The 15,424-nt window shown below is 64.4% G+C and carries 20 protein-coding genes; 1 reads left to right on the top strand and 19 read right to left on the bottom strand.

From position 1 onward, the window contains the following. Window positions 1–16 precede the first annotated feature (16 nt). From P8S53_RS06520 to P8S53_RS06440, 17 genes are all read right to left on the bottom strand, one after another. A complete protein-coding gene (locus P8S53_RS06520; RefSeq protein WP_277806333.1) occupies window positions 17–463 on the bottom strand; it encodes a hypothetical protein in 447 nt (148 codons plus the stop codon). A gap of 5 nt (window positions 464–468) precedes the next feature. Then, entirely contained in the window at window positions 469–1,347 is an 879-nt protein-coding gene (locus P8S53_RS06515; RefSeq protein WP_277806332.1) for a DUF2163 domain-containing protein, read from the bottom strand. Next, entirely contained in the window at window positions 1,344–1,976 is a 633-nt protein-coding gene (locus P8S53_RS06510) for a DUF2460 domain-containing protein (RefSeq protein ID WP_277806331.1), read from the bottom strand. Before P8S53_RS06510 ends, P8S53_RS06515 begins: the two co-directional genes overlap by 4 nt. A 24-nt stretch (window positions 1,977–2,000) precedes the next feature. Further along, window positions 2,001–2,660, bottom strand: a complete 660-nt coding sequence (locus tag P8S53_RS06505; RefSeq protein WP_277806330.1) for a phage tail tape measure protein — start codon at window positions 2,658–2,660, stop codon at window positions 2,001–2,003. Beyond that, the gene (locus tag P8S53_RS06500) at window positions 2,657–2,866 is read right to left on the bottom strand and encodes a rcc01693 family protein (protein WP_277806329.1); all 210 of its coding nucleotides are present in this window, start codon (window positions 2,864–2,866) and stop codon (window positions 2,657–2,659) included. The genes P8S53_RS06505 and P8S53_RS06500 overlap by 4 nt, the downstream gene beginning before the upstream one ends. Then, window positions 2,863–3,177 (bottom strand): gene transfer agent family protein, encoded by a 315-nt coding sequence (locus tag P8S53_RS06495; protein WP_277806328.1) that lies wholly within the window; start codon window positions 3,175–3,177, stop codon window positions 2,863–2,865. Before P8S53_RS06495 ends, P8S53_RS06500 begins: the two co-directional genes overlap by 4 nt. A gap of 2 nt (window positions 3,178–3,179) precedes the next feature. Then, entirely contained in the window at window positions 3,180–3,593 is a 414-nt protein-coding gene (locus tag P8S53_RS06490) for a phage major tail protein, TP901-1 family (protein WP_277806327.1), read from the bottom strand. A gap of 25 nt (window positions 3,594–3,618) precedes the next feature. After that, the gene (locus tag P8S53_RS06485; protein ID WP_277806326.1) at window positions 3,619–4,035 is read right to left on the bottom strand and encodes a DUF3168 domain-containing protein; all 417 of its coding nucleotides are present in this window, start codon (window positions 4,033–4,035) and stop codon (window positions 3,619–3,621) included. Beyond that, window positions 4,032–4,376: a head-tail adaptor protein gene (locus P8S53_RS06480; RefSeq protein ID WP_277806325.1), complete on the bottom strand. Its 345-nt coding sequence runs from the start codon at window positions 4,374–4,376 to the stop codon at window positions 4,032–4,034. Before P8S53_RS06480 ends, P8S53_RS06485 begins: the two co-directional genes overlap by 4 nt. Beyond that, on the bottom strand, window positions 4,373–4,960 hold the full coding sequence (locus P8S53_RS06475) for a head-tail connector protein (protein ID WP_277806324.1): 588 nt from the start codon (window positions 4,958–4,960) through the stop codon (window positions 4,373–4,375). The genes P8S53_RS06480 and P8S53_RS06475 overlap by 4 nt, the downstream gene beginning before the upstream one ends. Before the next feature lie 213 nt (window positions 4,961–5,173). Continuing rightward, window positions 5,174–6,376: a phage major capsid protein gene (locus tag P8S53_RS06470; protein ID WP_277806323.1), complete on the bottom strand. Its 1,203-nt coding sequence runs from the start codon at window positions 6,374–6,376 to the stop codon at window positions 5,174–5,176. A gap of 92 nt (window positions 6,377–6,468) precedes the next feature. After that, on the bottom strand, window positions 6,469–6,999 hold the full coding sequence (locus P8S53_RS06465; protein ID WP_277806322.1) for an HK97 family phage prohead protease: 531 nt from the start codon (window positions 6,997–6,999) through the stop codon (window positions 6,469–6,471). Window positions 7,000–7,010: 11 nt separating this feature from the next. Continuing rightward, the gene (locus P8S53_RS06460) at window positions 7,011–7,253 is read right to left on the bottom strand and encodes a hypothetical protein (RefSeq protein WP_277806321.1); all 243 of its coding nucleotides are present in this window, start codon (window positions 7,251–7,253) and stop codon (window positions 7,011–7,013) included. Continuing rightward, window positions 7,250–8,494: a phage portal protein gene (locus tag P8S53_RS06455; protein ID WP_277806320.1), complete on the bottom strand. Its 1,245-nt coding sequence runs from the start codon at window positions 8,492–8,494 to the stop codon at window positions 7,250–7,252. The genes P8S53_RS06460 and P8S53_RS06455 overlap by 4 nt, the downstream gene beginning before the upstream one ends. A gap of 148 nt (window positions 8,495–8,642) precedes the next feature. Beyond that, window positions 8,643–10,025, bottom strand: a complete 1,383-nt coding sequence (locus tag P8S53_RS06450) for a DNA-packaging protein (protein ID WP_277806319.1) — start codon at window positions 10,023–10,025, stop codon at window positions 8,643–8,645. Then, window positions 9,913–10,272, bottom strand: a complete 360-nt coding sequence (locus P8S53_RS06445; RefSeq protein WP_277806318.1) for a hypothetical protein — start codon at window positions 10,270–10,272, stop codon at window positions 9,913–9,915. Before P8S53_RS06445 ends, P8S53_RS06450 begins: the two co-directional genes overlap by 113 nt. Before the next feature lie 471 nt (window positions 10,273–10,743). After that, on the bottom strand, window positions 10,744–12,579 hold the full coding sequence (locus tag P8S53_RS06440) for an SLC13 family permease (protein ID WP_277806317.1): 1,836 nt from the start codon (window positions 12,577–12,579) through the stop codon (window positions 10,744–10,746). 368 nt (window positions 12,580–12,947) lie between these two features. Here P8S53_RS06440 and P8S53_RS06435 point away from each other — a divergent pair, with 368 nt between their 5' ends. Beyond that, on the top strand, window positions 12,948–13,604 hold the full coding sequence (locus P8S53_RS06435; RefSeq protein ID WP_277806316.1) for a transglycosylase domain-containing protein: 657 nt from the start codon (window positions 12,948–12,950) through the stop codon (window positions 13,602–13,604). 434 nt (window positions 13,605–14,038) lie between these two features. Here P8S53_RS06435 and P8S53_RS06430 read toward each other — a convergent pair whose 3' ends face one another. Continuing rightward, complete coding sequence (locus P8S53_RS06430) at window positions 14,039–14,893, bottom strand: TIGR00282 family metallophosphoesterase (protein WP_277806315.1); 855 nt, start codon at window positions 14,891–14,893, stop codon at window positions 14,039–14,041. 57 nt (window positions 14,894–14,950) lie between these two features. After that, window positions 14,951–15,421: a hypothetical protein gene (locus P8S53_RS06425; protein ID WP_277806314.1), complete on the bottom strand. Its 471-nt coding sequence runs from the start codon at window positions 15,419–15,421 to the stop codon at window positions 14,951–14,953. Window positions 15,422–15,424 lie beyond the last annotated feature (3 nt).

Genomic DNA, 15,424 nt, shown 5'->3' with positions numbered 1-15,424 from the left:
CTATGCTACTCCGTTTTCAGCCCTTTGGCAGGGCGGGAAAATCAAACCGCGCCACGATACGCCGCGCCCATGGGGCAGAAAGCGGCGCCTCACACACGCCTGCGCGCGGGCAGGCATGCACAAACGCAGCCCCCCCGCGCGATTGCAGGCCCAGATGTTTGGCCATGGCATTGGGGCCAAGGCGAAACAGCAGCACCTGCCCGTCTGCGGGCTGCGGCGCATCCGACAAATGGGTGCGCAGCGCGGCCCAAAGCGGCTCCGTCCCTGCCGCTTCGGACCAGTCGGGGGCGTAAGGGGGCACATGCGGCGCGGCGCGCCCGTAAAGCGCGCACCACACCCCGCGCACAAGGCCCAGACAATCCGCCCCTGCCCCGCACAGTGCCGCGCGGTGCCGGTAGGGCGTGCCAATCCAGCCGCGCGCCAGATCCAGCGCGCGCGTGTTCAGATGGGGTGCGGGGTCCATGCGCCCTAGCCCCTGATCCTGCCGCCGCGATTGGGCTGGCCCTGACGGGGATAAGCCGTCATCCAGTCATCGCCCGGAATATGGGGAAAGCCCCGAAAATTCAGGAAATTGGCAAATTTCAACCGGCAGGTTCCGGCCTGCTTGTCGCAGCCTGCGTCCAGCCGCACCATGTCGCCCGCGACAAGCGGCGCGCGAATGCTGTCCCACAGCGTGATCACACGCGCACCATCCGCGCCAGTCTGGTCGTGCCGCACCAGCCCCACCAGCCCCGCCGCCTGCCCGCTTTGGACAAGGGCGCGGCCATGGTTGAACCAGCCCGCGCTGATTGATGGCACGGGCGCAAAACGCAATTCTGCCCCGCGCACCGCCACCAGCGGCACCTGCACAAAATACCCCGGCGTGTTCAGGTCAAACCGGCATGCCCCGTCGCCCAGCACCGCCGCACAGGCCGCGTGATAGACGCGCCCGCCTTGGGTGTTCAGCGCCTCGGACAGCCCGCGCAATTCGGCGCGAAACGCCCCGCCTGCGCGCGTAATCTCGCCCAAACTGCCGCGAAACAGGATCTGGCGTTGCGCGACATCGGCCCAGTTCACCTGCCAGATGACCAGCCCTGCCCCGTCATAGCGCCCCGCCATGATGTCCGACTCGCTCAGGCCCGCATCCATCAGCGCGCCGACCGCTTCGGAATTGTCCACCGCCAGCCCAGTGACCTGTTCCAGCGCGCGTGCGCTCAGACCCGCATTTGCGGCGAATGTCACGCCATCGAATGCCAGATCGGCATCATGGTCGGTAAAGCCCAGAACCACACCATCGGCGCGGGTGACAGACCATGCGCGCGCAATCGTGGTGGCCCCGCTGTCCAGATGGGGTTGCAGGCCACTCATAAGCGCACCTCGACCACCGGCACTTTGGGCACTTCGCCCGCGCGGAAACTAGCCACGGAGATTTGCAGCATATCGGTGTCAAACCGCACCGGCACATCGAATTCGAACCCGGCGCGGATTTCCACGCCATTTTCCGGCGGGCGCATGAATGTGACCACGCCGCGCGCCACGTCCACGCTGTAATCATTGCCCGCCAGCAGCGCGTCCTGCCCAAGTGCTGCCAGAACACTGCCTGCCACGGGTTTGGCGATCGCGCGCCAATAGGTCTGTGCGCCCGACGCATAGGCCTTGCGCAGCGCAAAACTGCGCGACTGCCCGTCCCCATGGCCCAGCAACTGATCATAGGCGGTAACGTCCACCGATGCAGGCGCAGACCGGAAATCGCCCCAATCCTTCCAGCGGAAGGCATGCAGCATGCCGTGGCGCGCCTCAAAGAACGCGATCAGCGTTTCCAGATCATCCAGCGCACGCAGCCCCGTGCCCGCGTCATAGCGCCTGCGCGATGCGGACCACGGGCTGTTGCGTTCTTCAAACCCGTTGGCAAGGCGCACGATTTCGGTGCGCCGCTCCGGCCCGCCCAAGGCGCCGAAACTTAGCGCGGGCGGAAATCTGATGTCGTGAAATGCCATGATGCGGCGTCCTTCCTTGTGGTGTCAGCGGTTGCGCTGCCCTTGCGCCAGCAGGCGCTGCATTTGCGCGGCGATCTGGGTCTGGCTGCGTTCAAACCCCGCAACATCGGGGGTGGTGACATTGATGGTGACAGTCATGCTGCCCCCCCCGCCGCCTGCCGCACGCACGCCCAAACGCCCGTCGGGGCCACGCGACAGCGGCATGATGGCTTCTGGTCCGGCCTCGCCCATCAGCCCTGTGCCCCCCCCGCGCATGGGAAAGGCCGTGGCCTGGCTGACCACACCGCCCTTGGCAAACGGCATCACGCGCCCCGCACTGAACGCGCCCCCTGCCGCAAATGGCATGACCGACCCCATCATCCCCGCCACCCCTTGGGCCAACGCGGACCCGAACGCGTTTTGCACAGGGCGCATGGCAGTGTTGTAGACCGATTGCGACATGCTTTGCGCCACACCGCGCAGCGCGTCCTGCAACCGCATCCCGTCAAACACCACACCATCAAAGGCACGGCGCAGACCCGACCCGAAATTGCGCGACAGGCTGTCCACTTCGCGCCCTGTAAATGTCAGGCTGCGGCCCAGTTGGGCAAGTTCGGCGTCAAAATCCGCAACCAGCCCGGCAGACTGGCCAAGGCGCGATTCAAGCGCGTCAATCTGGGTTTCAAAATCGGAAATGCGGCTCATGATTGCGGCCCTTTCACTTGGTCGGGGTAACGCGCGGCCAGATCTTCCAGCCGTGCGCGGGTCAGGGGGGCGGGGGCGCTGTCCAGCCCCAGCATGATCATCAATTCCACCGGCGTCAGCGCCCAGAAATCGCGCGGGTGCAGGCGCAACCGGTGCAGGCCAAGGCGCATCAGCGCGGGCCAGTCAAAGGGGGGCGGGGTGGTCATGGCGGTGGGGTGAAGGCATGCGCCAGCAGGCTGGCCGCCACGCGTGCAGCGCCCTGCAAGCCGCCGTCGATTTCCGCGCACATCAGATCCGCCGCGCTGCCCTGCCAGCCGCCCCCGCGCAGGCCCGCCACCACCAGCGCCAGCACATCGCGGCTGGAAAACTGCCCGCCTTCAAACCGTTCGACCAGTGCCAGAATGGTGTCGGTGCCCATGGCGGTTTCCAACTCCGCCAGCGCGCCAAGCGTCAGGCGCAGCACATGAGGTTGCCCGTCAATGGTCAGCGTCACCTCGCCCGCGAAAGGGTTGGCCATGCTCACGCCGCCACGAAATCTAGCCGGCCGGCCGACGCCAGCGACACTTCAAATGTGGCCTCGCCATTATGGCTGCCTGCGTAATCAAGGCCGGTAATCATGAACGGCCCTTCAATGACCCCGAAATCAGGGATGATGACCTGAAAATCCGGCGTCTCGCCATTGAAGAAAATGGCGCGCGCGCGCTCATCCGTGCCCGCATCGCGAAACACGCCCGCGCCCGATATGCTGGCCGATTTCGCGCCAGCGCCCCCCAACAATTCGCGCCAGCCCCCTGTTGAGGACAGCGATGTGACATCAATCGTTTCGGCGTTGAAGGACACGCGCGTGGCGCGCAGCCCTGCCATTGTTTCAAACTGGCCATCACCAGTCATGTCGACCTTGATCAGCAGGTCCTTGCCGTTTTGTGCGCCCATGGCGATACCTCCGGGGAATGGAAAATCAGGTGTTGTCTTCGACCCGCGCACGAAAGCGCAGGTCGATGCGGCGGGTCTGGTTGCCTTCCAGCTTGCGGGCCTGCGCGCGGTCAAACCACAGCCCCACCAGACGCCCGCGCGCCAGCGCAGGCAGGGGGGGCGTGTCCAGCACATCGCAAATGCGCGCGGCAATGTCCTTGGCGGCCAGAAACCCTGTGGCATTGGTGACCACGGCAATCGTCAGGCGGTGTTCTGCCCCCGCGCCCGTCTTGTCGGACCGGTCAACCGCGTCTTCGGTGCCGATCAGCGCATAGGTTGCGGGGGGCGTGGCAGGCGGGATGGCGTCATAGATCGCGCCCTGCAAGGCCGCCTGCAACGTGGCATCATTGGCCAGATGCTGGAAAATCGCGGCTTGCAGCGCGGGTGCCATGGCGTAGCTCATGCGGGGGCCTCCTCAATGGCGGTGCAGATCAGGTAGCGGCCTTGCGCGTCCGCCTCCGCCACCGCCAGAATGCGGAAAATGCGCGCACCGTCGCGCAGGCGCTGGTCAGGGCGGGGGCGGCGGCCGGACCCTTGGGGGGCCGCGCGCAAGGTGATGCGCAGCCGCACTTCACCCAAAGGGCCAAGCGCTGCCAGACGTTCGCGCCCGCTGCCTGCACGGATTTCAGCCCAAAGCGTGCCAAGGGCCTGCCATGTGGTGGAAAACCCGCCCGCGCCATCGGGCACGGTCACAGGCGACTCCAGCACCAGCGCGCGGGTCAGTTGGGGGGCGCGCGCACTCATGCCCTGCCCCCCATGCGAATGTCGCGCCAGCGTTCCAGCAGGGCGCGGATGCCGAAATCCATATCCTGCGCGCCGCCCGTGTCGCGGTGTTCATAGTATTGCGCGGCCAGCAACAGCACAGCCTGGCGCAGATCGGCGGGAATATCATCCCATGCCGCGCCAAACCCCGCCGAAAACGCAATCTGCACTGTCCCGCGCGTGGGAATAGTGGGCAATGCAGTGCCCGCGGCAACAATGCGCGGGCGTGCCCCGTCCGCTTGCAGGATATAGCGGTCAGCGGGCACGACGGTTTGCGCGCCCATACGGTCGCGCAGCGTCAGGGCGGTCACGTCTGCAACGGGGGCGCGGGGCAAAACCTGCGCATATTCATCGCGCCAGCGGGTCAGGCGCAGCGTATAGTCGCGCAGGAACAGCGCGCGCGACACACGCCCTTCAACGCTGTCCAGCGCGGCGCGCAGATACTGTTCCAGCAGGGCATCTTCGGTCGCGCCATCGGCAAATCCCGAAGACAGGCGCAGATGATCCCGAAACGCCGCCACAGGCAGCGCAGAGGGGGGGATAGGGCTTGTTGCTTGCAGGTCCATGACAGCAGCCTTTGCGCAGGGGTCAAAGAATGGGGAAAACGGGGGCACGCGGCGGCGCGACCTGCCTGCATATGCAGGGGCGCAGAATGGGAACACCGGACAGGCAAGGCCCGCCGCCGCGCGCCCCCTGCCCGGCCCCGTGCCGCGTATGTGCGACAGGGCGGGTTGGGGGCAGGACTGCGCGAAAGCGGGTCGCGCAGCCCCGAACAGCCCTTAGCTAAGGGCGAATTTCAGCAGCTTGATGGCCTTGAAATCCGACACATCGCCGCCCACGCGTTTGGTGGCATAGAACAACACATGCGGTTTCGCGCTGAACGGGTCGCGCAACACGCGCATGTCCGGGCGTTCGGCAATGGTATAGCCCGCCTCGAAATCGCCAAAGGCGATGGCGCAGGCATCATTGGCAATGTCCGGCATATCTTCGGCCACCAGCACGGGATAGCCCATCAGGCGCGCAGGTTCGCCCGCCGCCAACCCGTCCGACCACAAGAAGCGGCCATCGGCATCTTTCATCTTGCGCACAGCACCCGCAGTTTTGGAATTCATCACAAAAGCTGCATTCGCGCGGTAGGTAGCGCCCAGCGCATAGACCAGATCGACAATCGCATCGGCGGCATTGGTGCTGGCAAAATCGCCCGCCGCCCCGGTCGCAATATAGCCCAGGTTGCCCCATTCCCAGATTTCATCAGGAATGTCGGAATGCGTCAGGAACCCGCGCGGTTTGTCCACCCCGTCCCCGCTGATGAAGGCCGCCGCTTCCGCACGCGCGAATTTTGATGCAATGCGCGCGGCCAGCCAGCCTTCGATGTCAAAGGCGCTGTCATCCAGCAGGCGCTGGCTGGCCTTGGGCATGGCCGACAATTCATGCAGGCGGATGGGAATGCGGTCAATCGCGGGGCTGTCGGATTCGGCCACGGCACCACTTTCGCTGGCCCAGCCCGTTGACACATCGGTATGATCCACCAGCACATCAAACGAAGAGGCCTCGACCGTGACGACAGCGGCAATCGCGCGGATGGATGCGGTTGCGTGCAGCACACCGCGAATGGCCTGCGCGGTTTCAGGGTCGATCAGATAACCGCCCTCGGCGGCCACCTGGGTATTCAGGCCCTTGGTTTCCATGTCCAGCGTGCGCATGGGCGCATCATCGCCCGAACGCAGATAGGCGTCGAACGCCTTGTGATGCAGGGTTGCGCCTGCATCTGCGCAGCTAAGCACGGGGCGGGCGGGGGAAAGGGCAGTCTTGCGGTCCAGCATGGTCAGTCGCTCTTCCTGTTGTTGGAATTTACGGATAATTTCGGCCTGAAAGGCGCCGAATTCGGTGGTGAAATCGTGCAAGGCGGTCTTCAGCTCGGGCGCGTCCGGGGCGGGTGTGCCGGTCCGGCCCGCAGCCAGTGGCGCGGGGTCGTCTGTCATGTCGCTCTCCTGCGAAAATGAAATGAATGTGCAATCAGGGGCCAAGGTAACGGATGCGCCCCAAGATCAGGTGAAGCATGCGCGCGCAGCCCCTACAGGCGCGCAACACTGGCGCGCGCATCGCGCAGACTGATGGTGGCGGCGTGCAGCCCCGCCAGCAGGTCGGATTTCGCGCTGAGGCGCGCCTGCACCTGCATGGGAAATGTCACAAGGCTGACTTCCCACAAATCCAGTTCAACCAGATTGCGCCCGCCGGTGGCCAGCGCCTGCGCGCGCACCGTGCGGTAGCCAATGGACAACCCGTCCAGCGCGCCTGCCTGCACCAGCGCGCAGGCTTCGCGCGCGCGCGCCACATCGGGCAGCAGGCGGCCCTTGACGAACAGGCCATGGGCATCTTCAAACACCTGATCCCAGATGCCGATCGGCTGGGCGGGGTCATGCTGCCACAACATGCGCACATGATCGCCCCGCGCGGCCAGTCGTTGCAACGATGCAGCATAAGCACCGGGCAGGACCGTGTCGCCGCCCTTGTCGCGCAGCCCGAACACACTGGCATAGCCTGCGATACTTTGCCCGTCGCGCAGCGTCAGGCCGGTTTCGGGTTTGCAGAACTTGTATTCCATAATGCCCCCTTTCATTGGGTTGCAGCCAGCAGCGCCAGCGCGCCATGCAGCAGCACACCTGCGGCAACGGCATAGACCGCCAGCCACAGGCGCCGCTCCAGCCGCTCGACCGCGCTTTCCAGCCGCGTCATGCGAAATTCCAGCGCTTCCTTGCGCGCCTCGAACACGCGTTCCTGCGCGTCGATGCGCGCCTGCGCGGCTTCAAAACTGTCATACAGATAGCGCGACCCGCCGATCTGGCGGCGCGCACTCATGCCCCCTCGACGCGGGCGGGCAGGCCCAGAAGGGCGCGTTTTTCAGCATCACTCAGGAAATCGGCCTGACCGATGCGGCGCCATTGCTGCTCGCGTTCTTCGGCCAAGGCGGGCACCTGATCCAGATCCGGTTTCAGCGTCACGGCACCGGGCACAAACCCCGACAGCCAATGCGCCACTGCGGCACTGACGCGCTGCGCCATGGGCAGGACCGTCAGGCGGTAAAACGCGCGGTTGGCTTCCTGGTAATTGGCATAGGTGGCGTCCCCCGGAATGCCCAGCAACATGGGCGGCACCCCGAAGGCAATGGCGATTTCGCGCGCTGCCGCTTCCTTGGTGCGGTGAAATTCCATGTCGGACGGCGAAAAGCCCATGGGCTTCCAGTCCAGCCCCCCTTCCAGCAGCATGGGGCGGCCGGCGTTGCGCGCGCCCTGATGGTTGGTTTCAATCTCGGATTGCAGGCGGTCGAACTGCTCGGCACTCATGCTGCCCTGCCCGTCTGCGCCGCGATAGATAATTGCACCGGACGGGCGCGCGGCATTGTCCAAAAGCGCCTTGGACCAGTTCGACGCGGCATTATGCACATCGACCGCACGCGCGGCGGCCGTCAGCGGCGACAGGCCGTAATGATCATCATGGGGATGAAAGGACCGGATATGACAGATGGGTGCCAGACCATCGCGCACATGAAAGCGGTGTTTGCGCGCCCCCACTGTGTAATCCCACGCGATGGGCCAGCCATCGGGGCCGGGCACCACGCGCATGCGCTCTGATCGCAGGACATGCAATTCCTGCATGCCGCCGTCCGGGCTTGTCACGGCTTCAACATAGGCATTGCCCGACAGCAAAAGCTGCGAATAAAGCGCATCAAAGAATTCGGCGCGCCCCTGTGCGGGGTTGGGCTGGGTGATCAGATCCAGCAGCGGGTGCACCTCGTAGCGGCGCGCGCTGTCCTGCACCACCAGCGGCAGCGCACTTGCGGCTTCTGCGATCAGCCGCACGGCGCGAAACCCGATCGGGTTGCCCAGAAACCCAGCGCGCGCCAGTGACACGCCATCGCGCATGCCAAAGGACACGCCCCCGCTGCCCGCGACCCCCGGACTGGCGGTTTTGGCCCCAATGCGGCCCGCCGTCAGCGGCCCCACGGCAGACGCCTTTGCCTCGGTCAGGTCGCCTGCGCCAGTCAGATCGCCTGCCGCGGCGCGCACGGGTGGCTGTGATTTGCGAAAGATATCAAACATGTCGGATATGCTCCATTCCTTGGCCGTTTCATCTTGCCAAAAATACTCAATTGCGGCGGTCGGGACTTGCGTCTGCGGCATCCGCCCTGCCCGCCTGAGTCAGGCTGTGTGAAAACCACCCTAGCGCGAAGGCATGAACCCCCGCTTATTACAGCGTGCGCACCTTTGGCCGCGACCAGCGCGCGGCGGGGGCCAGCACCAGATCATGCAAGGCCCAGACCAGCGCATCCACGCGGTCGGGGCTGCCGGTGCCTGCAAACCCCTGCGCCGTCATCTGCGCCATCTGATCTTCCAGCGGGCCAAGGCGGGCTGCGTGAAACACCCGCCCCTGTTCATAAAGGGCGGCCACAGGTTCGGCGCGCAGCACCTTGCCGCGACTGGCATGCACGGCGCGAAACGGCACCAGCGGGTCGATATGGCGCAGCACCTCTCCCACCAGATTGCCGCCCTGGTTGACTTCGGCCACGATGCGGTCGCCGCCATGGCGGTGCAGCGCGTCAATGGCCGCACGCGCCCATTCGCTGGGCGATGTGGCGCGCAGGCTGGCATCTTCCAGCACATAGGCGCGCCAGTCGGCGGGCGGGCCTTCGGTCACCGCGCCCACAACCACAATCCCGCACAGGTCGGACCCCGCATGTCCGCTGACAGCAGGGTCGACTGCCACCACGATGCGCGAGCAGTCCGGCGCATGGCCCACCCGCGCCCCTTCCAGCAGGGATTGCGGCCATAATGTGCCTGCCGCATCTTCCAGCAACTGCCCGTCGAGTTCCTGCCGTTCCAGCCGCGTGCCACGGTAGCGGTGGCGGATTTCTTCCAGAAAGGAGGGCGCGAGCCATGCGCGGTTTGCTTCTGTCGCGGCATGGGTCAGCACAGTCGACGGCGCGCGCAAAATACCCTTCAGCGTGGCCTGATTGCGCGGGGTCGTGGTGACCAGCTGGCGCGGATGTGTGCCCAGACGCAGCGCGAATTGCAGCATGTCCCATGCCTCTTCTGCCTTGGGCCATTTAGCCAACTCGTCACACCAAGCGGCGTCAAATTGCGGGCCGCGCAGGGCCTGCGGGTCGGATGCGCTGAAACATTGCGCAACGGCCCCGTTGGGCCAGACCAGCCTGCGCTTGGTCGCTTCCCAATGCGGCATGCGGTCGACGGGCGAACAGGCCATGATGCCGCTGTCGCCAAAGACCATCACATCGCGCGCCTGATCATAGGTTTCGGCCACCAGCGCCACTCGCCGCGCGGGCCCTGCATCCAGCGGGCGCGCCCCTTCGACCTGCGCGCGCACCCATTCGGCGCCCGCGCGCGTTTTGCCCGCGCCGCGCCCGCCCATGCACACCCATGTCCGCCAGTCGCCCGCGGGGGGCAGTTGGTGGGGGGCGGCCCAGAATTCGAACAGCCATGGCAGGGCTGCCAGCGCCTCATCACTCAGGCTGTCCAGAAATTCCGCCACTGTCTGTGGCGGCGCGCAGGCAAGCCAGTCTGCGGGCGATTTCGTCCCTTGCGGCCCCAAGATCAAGGCTGGCGGAGCGGGCATCTGCGACACCCTTGAGTTTCTGGATATTGGCACGTTCATGATAGGCAATCTCCAATGCCTTGCGCAGGCTGCGGAACTCTTCGGCCAGTTCCTTGCCAGCCAGCGCAGCGGGCATATCGTCATAGGTTTCAAGAATGCGCGTCAGCCGCGCGATGGAATGGTTCAGCAACTGCTCGGAATAGGACACCATGTTTTCAGGTGTCGGCCCCCCGTCGGCCCGCGTGTCGGGCTGCGTGTCGTTGTTCATAAGGTTTTGCCTGCCTCTCTGGCCCCTGCACGGGGCGGGGGCACAGCACCGCAGCACCCCCGCGCTACCCGGACCCCGCCAAACACGGAAGCATCAGAATAAGGCAAAACCCTGTGCGCCCCGCTAAGGGCGCGTGCGCTGCTTGTTGTGGGGGAGGACGTCGGAGTTTCCCAAGGCGCGGAATCAAGGGCTTCAGCCCGCCGCGCCATCGGCGGGCCGTCCCGCAGCCTGCCGATTTGGCAAGTGACACACCAAGCCATTGGTGCCGGAGTATGCAGCCTGCATAAACTGCATTCCTATAAGGTCGGATCGGCAGACCCCGGCCCACCGATAGCGCGGGCTTTATCCAAGGGTGAAGGGCAGGTTCAGGCCAGTTCCGCCCAGCCTTGCGATTCCGTCCGACATGACAATGCCATATGCGCAGCTCAAACCCGGCCACATGCCGCCAAACCCCTGCCGCGCCACCCCAGCCTATAGCGGCCAGAAAATCGGGATGAAGAACGCAGCCGTGGGGGCCATCACAAAATGCATCGGAATGCCCACGCGCATAAAATCGGTGAACTTATACCCACCGGGGCCGTAAATCAGCGTGTTGGTCTGATACCCGATCGGCGTTGCAAATGCGGCCGATGCGCCAATCATCACCGCCACAACCAGCGGGCGCGGGTCCACCCCGATGGCCAGCCCCAGACCAATGACAATGGGCGTCAGCACCACTGCCACGGCATTGTTTGTCACCAACTCGGTCAGGGTAATTGTCAAAAGATACACTGTCAGAATCAACAAAAACGGCGGCAGATCGGCCAGCATGGGCGCCACACTGCCCACAATAAGCGTGACTGCGCCCGAGGCCTCCAGCCCCGCGCCAACGGCCAGCATTGAAAACACCAGCGCCAGCAACCGCCCGTCGATGAAGCCAAACGCCTCATCCGCGTCGATGCAGCGCGTCAGCAACACCACAGCCACACCTGCGAAGGCCATCAGCGAAATCGGGGCCAGATTCAGCGCCGAGAAAATGACAATCGCCATCAATGTCGCAATCACAATCGGCGCATGCCCGCGCCGGTAGGCCCGTTCCGATGTCAGCGTGATATCACCCAGATTCATCTCCTGCGCCAGCCGCTGGATGTCTTCGGGCGCCCCTTCCAGCAGCAGCGTGTCGCCCACCCGCACCACAAGATTTTCGAAATTCGTGCCGATATTCTGGTTTCTGCGATGCACCGCCAGCGGATAGACCCCGTAGCGCCTGCGCAACCGCATGCCCCCCAGCGCGCGGCCCACCATTTTGCAATCGGGGGGGATCAGCACCTCGACCGTGGTGGTCTGCACCGATGACAGGCGGTCCACATCGCGCGCGGTGTCATTCCCGGGCGACAAGTTACCCGCCTCGCGGGCTTCTTCGACCTGGGTGACATCCTTGTTGGCCTTCAGGCCCAGCACTTCGGAAATCTGGGTGCGCAGAACAACGCGGTCCCCCGCCTGCAACACCACATCCCCCAAATCCCAGCGCAGCGACGTGTCGCCGCGCAACACGTCAATCACCCGCGCACCTTCACGCTTGAACAGGTCCACCTCGGCGATGCGCTTGCCAAGCAGGCCCGATGTTTCGGGAATGGCCACTTCGGTAAAGAATTTGGTGCGCCCGCGATCGGCCATGATATCGCTCATGGAACTGCGTTCGGGCAGCAGGTGACGGCCCACAAGCAACAGATAGCTGACCCCCACCACCGCCATGATCGCGCCCAGTTTGGTGATTTCAAACACCGTGAACGGGGCCAGTCCGTTGGCGCGCGCCACCCCGTCCACCAGCAGGTTTGTGGATGTGCCGATCAAGGTCAGCGTGCCGCCCATGATCGACAGATAACTTAGCGGTATCAACAGCTTGGAAGACGTGGTCTTCAATGTTTTGGCCAGTGTTATGAACACCGGAATCATGACCACCACAATCGGGGTGTTGTTCACAAACGCAGACAGGCCCAGCACGGTCAGTGTCAGAATGGACAGGGTCAGCACGGGCGCAGTTTTCACATGCTTGATCGCCAGTTGCGTGATCCAGTCCAGCGCGCCGGTGCGCACCAGCGCCCCCACAATGATGAACAGCGCGCCGATGGTCCAGGGCGCATGGTTCGACAGCGCCGCAAAGGCCGCATCGCGCGGCAGGATGCCCAGGACCAGCATCGCCACCGCGCCGCCTATGGCTGTGACCTCGACAGGGTAGATTTCCTTCATGAAGGCAATGAACATGCCCACAACAATAGCCAAGGCGATAATGGCCTGCGCAGTCTGGCCCAGTTCCAAGCCCAGCATTCTACCCCCTGACGCGCCGGCCTTGTTGTCCGGCCCATTGCGCAACTTATTGCGGGTCCGCCGCGCCATTGCAAGCCCGCGCGATATATCCAAGGGGGCGCACAGCCATCAGCACTGCATGACAGCCACATTTCCGGGCAATCCGGGGCATGGCGACGGATGCCTGCGTGGCCTTCGGGCTGTGGCACGCGCGCGCGGGGGGCATGCCCGATATGCTACTGGTCGCGCTGGGGTGGCGGGGTGGAGCCCTCTTTGATGAATGCTGCGGCGACGACCGGCGACAGCTTTCGGCAAGTTCCTCGTTTAAACCGCACGCGATCCATCGTAAGTTTTCATAAAACTAGGCTTTGTGCTGAGCGGAGGCGGAAATGAAGCGGGCACTTAAATTCACGGCGACTGCGTTAGTTGTTCTCGGTGTGGGCTTTACAGGCTATGGCGCTTTGGGATATTGGGACGCCATCCGTCAGTCGGACAAATACGAAACGCGCGCCGATGCCTTGATAGCTGATGGCCGAGGTCCGGACGGTCTGGGCGCTGAACGCCTTCGACAACTCGTCTTAGTGCAAGACCCCGCCTACCTGGAGCACAGCGGGATTGATTTCTCCACTCAAGGTGCCGGGCTGACAACAATCTCTCAGTCACTTTCCAAACGATTGGGGTTCGATGAATTTCGTCCTGGCATCGGCAAGATAAGGCAGACGGGCTTTGCTTTGGGCTTGGAAAGCCAACTCAGCAAAGATCAGATTCTTGCGCTCTGGCTTGATTCTGTCGAGATGGGGCGCGGTCCAGATGGATGGATGACAGGATTTTTCCACGCAAGCGAAAGCATTTATGGCCGACCGCTCATGGATATCTCCGATCAGGAGTATCATCGTCTTTTAGCTGTGTTGATCGCTCCAGGCCAATTCCGACTGCTCGAAAGAGACGATGCGCTTGATGACCGCAGCTCTCGAATTGCGAGACTGATCTCGGGGGACTGTAGCCCGGAGGGTCAAAGAGATGTCTGGCTCGACAGCTGTGTGTAGGATGCCGCGCAGCAGGCGTGAAGCAGACATACAAGCGTGCACAATGAAAGTCCGCTAAGCCCCGCACTGCCGCCATCTGGCCTGTATCCTGTCATGCAGCGCTGTCGCGAGGGCGCGGGAAGTGTGGACTATCCTCTTGCGGCTCTCGGGGCGGTGCGGGGGTTTGTGAAAGCCCGCGCCAGCGGTGGGTCGGGGTCTGCCGATCCGGCGTTTGAGGCGCGCAGTTTATGCGAGCTGCATACTCCCAAGATCATAGGCTTGGCGCACCATCAGCCAAATCGGCAGGCCGCGGGACGGCCAGACCTATGGCGCGGCGGGCTGACGCCCTTTGCTCCGCGCCTTGGGAACGCCCAACCTGCGCCACAGCCCCGAATACCCTGCCTTGCGATTTGCGACCGCGCCCGTGCGCGGGGTGCGTCACGCCAAGGGCAAAATCAGCCCGAAAACCCTGCCACGCCCGACAGGTCCAGCGCGGATGGCCCCGCCTGCGGCAGCCGCCCGCCGATGCGCACCATTTCAATGCGGGTGGCCTGCCCTGTGCGGTCATCGGTTTCAATATAGGTGCCCGACACAGTGACCGCCCCTTGCGCGGGTTCGAACCTTGCGCGCGGCATGCCGGTGATGAAGCGGCGCATGGGTTCGTCTTTTTGCATGCCGATCACGGAATCATAATCGCCGCACATGCCCGCATCGGACTGAAACGCCGTGCCGCCTGCCAGAATCTGCGCATCGGCTGTAGGGATATGGGTATGCGTGCCCACCACAAGGCTGGCGCGCCCGTCGCACCACAGCCCCATCGCGGCCTTCTCGGATGTGGCTTCGCAATGAATATCCACAATCGCGGCCTGCACCATGCCGCCACGCGGGTGGGCGCGCAGCACCGGATCAATCGCGGAAAACGGGTCGCTATAGGGCTGTTTCATGAACACCTGCCCCAGCGCCTGCGCGACCAGAACACGCCGCCCGCCCGCTGCATCAAACACCCGCGCGCCCGCACCGGGGGCACCGGATTTGGCAATATTCAGCGGCCTGATGATGCGCGTTTCCTGCGCGCAGAATTCGCGCATGGTTTTCTGGTCGAATGCATGATCGCCCAATGTGATGACATCGGCGCCCGCCTCCAGCAGCGCTTTCGCGTGTTCAGGCGTCAGCCCCATGCCGCCTGTGGCGTTTTCGCCATTCACAACCGTGAAATCCAGCCGCCAGTCGCGGCGCATAACCGGCAAAAGCGCGGCTACCGCTGCGCGCCCTGCCCGTCCCATAACATCGCCCAGAAACAATATTCGCATGCGCGCAGGTCATAGGGCTGTGCGCCCATCAGGGCAAGGCCAAACCGCATGCATGCGTCAGCGCGCGGACACCCGCAAGCGCACCAGTTGGGTCAGCGGCACGCCAAGCGCGCGAAACCCGTCCAGCGACAACTGGCTGCCCGCCCCCGCAGGCGCACCTGACGGGCGCAATTCGACCAGTGCTGTGGTTCCGTCCGGTGCCTGAATGCGCCCCGGCATCACTTGTGTGACCAGCCCCGTGCGCAGCCATAATCCTGTTTCCGTGGGCGCACCAAGTCCGGCCAATGTGTCGCCAAGCGCCTGTCCGGGCACCGCAGCCGCAACGGCCGTGGGCGCAGTGGCATCACCATCCGGATCATCTTCAGGGCGGGTCACAGGGCGCACGGTCTGCCCATCAGCGGCCTGCGCCACGGCGCGCGCTTCTCCCCGATCAGCGGCAGACCGGCCGAACGGGCCGGGAAACTGTGCGCAGGCTGACACCACCAGCACAGGCAGCAAAAGGATTACAGGATGCGGCATGTATTTCATAAT

The organism is Roseinatronobacter sp. S2 (assembly GCF_029581395.1).
In the GTDB taxonomy this organism is placed as follows: Bacteria; Pseudomonadota; Alphaproteobacteria; order Rhodobacterales; family Rhodobacteraceae; genus Roseinatronobacter.
Note: the sequence above shows the minus strand (reverse complement) of the source record. Positions and strands in the feature narration are given on the sequence as shown.